At 67.1% G+C, this 3440-nt stretch carries 4 protein-coding genes; 2 read left to right on the forward strand and 2 right to left on the reverse strand.

Annotated features, from left to right (window positions below; genetic code table 11):
* The first annotated feature begins 365 nt into the window (after nt 1–365).
* Both VFX99_RS02580 and VFX99_RS02585 read left to right on the forward strand, forming a co-directional pair.
* Nucleotides 366–638 (forward strand): hypothetical protein, encoded by a 273-nt coding sequence (locus VFX99_RS02580; RefSeq protein WP_329664754.1) that lies wholly within the window; start codon nt 366–368, stop codon nt 636–638.
* A 185-nt stretch (nt 639–823) separates the two neighbouring features.
* Complete coding sequence (locus VFX99_RS02585; RefSeq protein WP_329664755.1) at nt 824–2164, forward strand: APC family permease; 1341 nt, start codon at nt 824–826, stop codon at nt 2162–2164.
* Nucleotides 2165–2184: 20 nt separating this feature from the next.
* Here VFX99_RS02585 and VFX99_RS02590 read toward each other — a convergent pair whose 3' ends face one another.
* Nucleotides 2185–2763, reverse strand: coding sequence for a hypothetical protein (locus VFX99_RS02590; protein WP_329664756.1), 579 nt, complete (start codon nt 2761–2763; stop codon nt 2185–2187).
* A 17-nt stretch (nt 2764–2780) separates the two neighbouring features.
* Nucleotides 2781–3440: zinc-binding dehydrogenase (locus VFX99_RS02595; protein ID WP_329664757.1), on the reverse strand; the 660-nt coding region annotated here is incomplete at its 5' end.

The following is a 3440-nucleotide window of genomic DNA, read 5'->3' on the forward strand; positions in this document are numbered from 1 at the left end:
CGCCGTCGTGGACAGCAACGAAGACGGTCAGGGCTTCGGCGCCGAGCAGGTGTGGTTCTTCGCCACCCTCCTCACCATCGGCTACATGATCAGCCGTGGCCTGGCCAAGTCCGGCAGCCGCGAGCACTACGACCGCGACGACCGCAACGACCGCCGCTGACAACGACAACCAGCCGGGTGACCGAACCCGGTTGAACTCGCGACCGAAGGTCCTCTGCCTCGCAGGGGACCTTTGTTCGTTCTCTCGAGGTGTCGAACTGCGATTTCCAGGGGTTAGCACTGGTTGCGATCGGCGGCAAGCCTCTCGGTTTCGCGGCTGCGGCGCCGGTACGGTTCTCGGACCCTCGCGGGGAACGGAGGTCGACATGTGTCAAGCCGCGCAGGTCGTCATTGACGACGTCACATTCGTGATCCCGCACGGCCGAGACATCGCACGACTGAAGGCACAACTGCTGGACGCGGTCCGCGTGGGGGGAGCGCCGGTGGCCATCCCCACGACCGGTTCAATCGTCCAAATATTCGTGACACGAGGAACCCGGGTCCGCATCGAGTACCTCCAACCCGACGCGAACGATTCTGAGCGCCGCGTCGCCGAGAGCCCCTTCATTCACGAGGATTGGTACTACCCCGGCCGCTGACTGCTTCCGCCATCGGAGCGATGGGTGAGCCCGCGGACTGAGCCGGAATGGGATCGAGGATCTCGCACGCTCGGCCACCTCGGCCGAGGGCCGCGCAATCGCCGCACCAGAACGACCCGAACTGCACGCCGGCCCCGCAGTGTCAACCCGACGGTTCCCGGCCACCGGCCGCCTACGGTTGCACGATGATCACTGACACGGATGCGCCCACATCGCTGCGGCGAGCCATCACAGGGCCGCTGCTGTTCGCCTTCATTCTCGGTGACGTCCTGGGGGCGGGGATCTACGCCCTGATGGGCGTCCTCGCCGGTCGGTCGGGTGGGATGCTGTGGGCGCCGCTCCTGGTTGCACTCCTGCTCGCGATGCTGACGGCCGGGTCGTACGCGGAGCTCGTGACCAAGTACCCGCGTGCCGGTGGAGCGGCGGTGTTCGCGGAGCGGGCGTTCCGGAACCGCCTCCTGTCGTTCCTGGTCGGCTTCAGCATGCTGGCTGCCGGGGTGACCAGTGCCGCCGGACTGTCGCTCGCATTCGCGGGGGAGTACCTCGGCACGTTCGTGGACCTCCCCGCCGTGGCGGTCGCGATGGCGTTCCTCGCCGTGGTCGCGGCGCTCAACGCACGCGGCATCCGTGAATCCATGCGGGCGAACTTCGTGATGACCGCCATCGAGGTCAGCGGATTGGTGATCGTGGTATTCGCGGTCACGTTCCTGATCGCCGGTGGGGGTGGCGACATCTCGCGGGTCACGCAGGTACCCGAAGGCACCGGCGTCGCGACGGCCGTCCTCTCGGGTGCGATCATCGCGTATTACTCGTTCGTCGGTTTCGAGACCTCCGCCAACGTGATCGAGGAGGTGAAGGAGCCCTCCAAGATGTATCCTCGTGCCTTGTTCGCCGCTCTGGCCACGGCCGGCGTCGTCTACGTCCTCGTGGGCATCGCGAGCTCCATCGCCCTCCCCGCCGATGAGCTGGAAGACTCCAGCGGACCACTGCTGGCCGTGGTCGCCGCCAGCGGCGTCGGCGTCCCGTCGTGGCTGTTCAGCCTCATCGCTCTCGTTGCGGTCGCCAATGGAGCGCTGTTGACCATGATCATGGCCAGCCGCCTCGCTTACGGCATGTCCGAGCAGCGGTTGCTTCCTGGTGCGCTGTCCCGAGTGCTTCCCGGTCGACGCACTCCGTGGGTCGCGATCCTCGCAACGACGCTCGTCGCGATGCTGCTCACGCTCGTCGGCGACCTGGCCACGCTCGCCGAGACGGTGGTGCTACTGCTGCTGTTCGTGTTCCTGAGCGCCAACGTCTCGGTCCTGGTGCTCCGTCGCGACCGCGTGGAGCATTCCCACTTCCGGGTCTGGACCTTCGTGCCGGTCCTCGGCATCGCCTCCTGCGTCCTGCTGATGACACAGCAGCGACCGATCGTCTGGCTCTTCGCGGCGATCCTGCTCGCAGTCGGAGTCGTCCTCTACTTCCTGGCGCAGTGGGCGCGCAGGCGCAGTGAGCGGTCCGAGCAGCAGCTCACTCGCGCCGGCTGAGTCGCCCGGACTTTTCGACGTCAGGACCTGCGCGAGCGGGGGGTGAATACGCTTCGCACGATGCGTGTCGCGATCACGACGCTGAGCACCCAGGGTCCGAGGACGAGGAGGGGATCGAGCCAGGCGTGCTTGAGGTCGATCCGGCCCCGGCCGAGACGCGACGCGACCGGCCGCCGGCGGCGTTCGCCAAGGACACCGCTCTGGGTGATCGGGTCATCTGGCCGCGCGGAAGCGAGTGATTTCACGTGGGCGGTGACAGCATCCACCCGATCGCCCGCAATGAGCAGCATCCAGTGCGGAGTCTGGCCTTCGCTGTATCTCTGGTAGGCGTACCGGCGGATCACGCCGGCCAGGCCCCGGAGGGGCTGAGCGGTGCCGAAGACGGGCGTGAGCCGGAGGTGCTCCACAGACCGCTCTCGGCCGCCCGGGTCGGGCTGCTGCTCGGGCAGATCCCAGTGGGCGCCGGTCGGGAGTCCGGGCTGTTCCCGTGGAAAGGCGGGACGGTCGGCCGGGTCGGAATCGACACCCCACCCAGGGATGCGGGTGCGCAGCGCCTCCGCGTCGGGGATGGCGCCAGGTTTCGCGGACGTGTAGGGCATGGTGATCCTCCTTGGCGTCAGGACGCGGGGGTGATGACGGTCTTGATGCAGTCATCGAGCTTGGACGAGAACATGTGATAGCCCTCAGCGATGTGATCGAGGGGGATTCGGTGGGTGATCATGTCGCTGGGGGTGATGTAGCCGTTGCGGATGTGCTCGAACAAGCGCGGCCACTGCCGCTTCACCGGCGCTTGATTCGTCCGGAGGGTCAGGCCCTTGTTCACAACGTCGCCGACCTTCACCGCGCTGAACAGCGGGCCGTATGCGCCCATCACCGATACCGTCCCGCCCTTTCGGACCGAGTCGATCGCCCAGTTCAACGCAACGGGGGAGCCGCCCTGAAGTTTGAGCTTGGCGGACGTGACGTGCTGGAGCACGTGGCCGTCGGCCTCGGCGCCGACGGCGTCGATGACGACATCCGCGCCGAGCCCGTCTGTCATGTACTTGAGGTCGCGGACGATGTCGTTGACTTGACCGAAGTTCACGGTCTCGGCGAAGGCGAAGGTCTTCGCTCTCTCGAGACGGTAATCCAGGTAGTCGACGACGATCACGCGACCTGCTCCCATGAGCCAGCAGGACCGGGCCGCGGCGAGGCCGACCGGGCCGGCGCCGAACACGACGGCGGTGTCGCCTTCGACGATGTCGGCCAGCTGTGCGCCGAAGTAGCCGGTGGAGAA

Origin of the sequence: Microbacterium sp. (assembly GCF_036277215.1) — a bacterium.
Lineage (GTDB): Bacteria > Actinomycetota > Actinomycetes > Actinomycetales > Microbacteriaceae > Microbacterium.

Excerpts from the sequence above, each read along its gene's own strand:
- VFX99_RS02580 (WP_329664754.1), top strand. The coding sequence starts at position 366 with ATGTGTCAAGCCGCGCAGGTCGTCATTGACGACGTCACATTCGTGATC.
- VFX99_RS02585 (WP_329664755.1), top strand. The coding sequence starts at position 824 with ATGATCACTGACACGGATGCGCCCACATCGCTGCGGCGAGCCATCACA.
- VFX99_RS02590 (WP_329664756.1), bottom strand. The coding sequence starts at position 2,763 with ATGCCCTACACGTCCGCGAAACCTGGCGCCATCCCCGACGCGGAGGCG.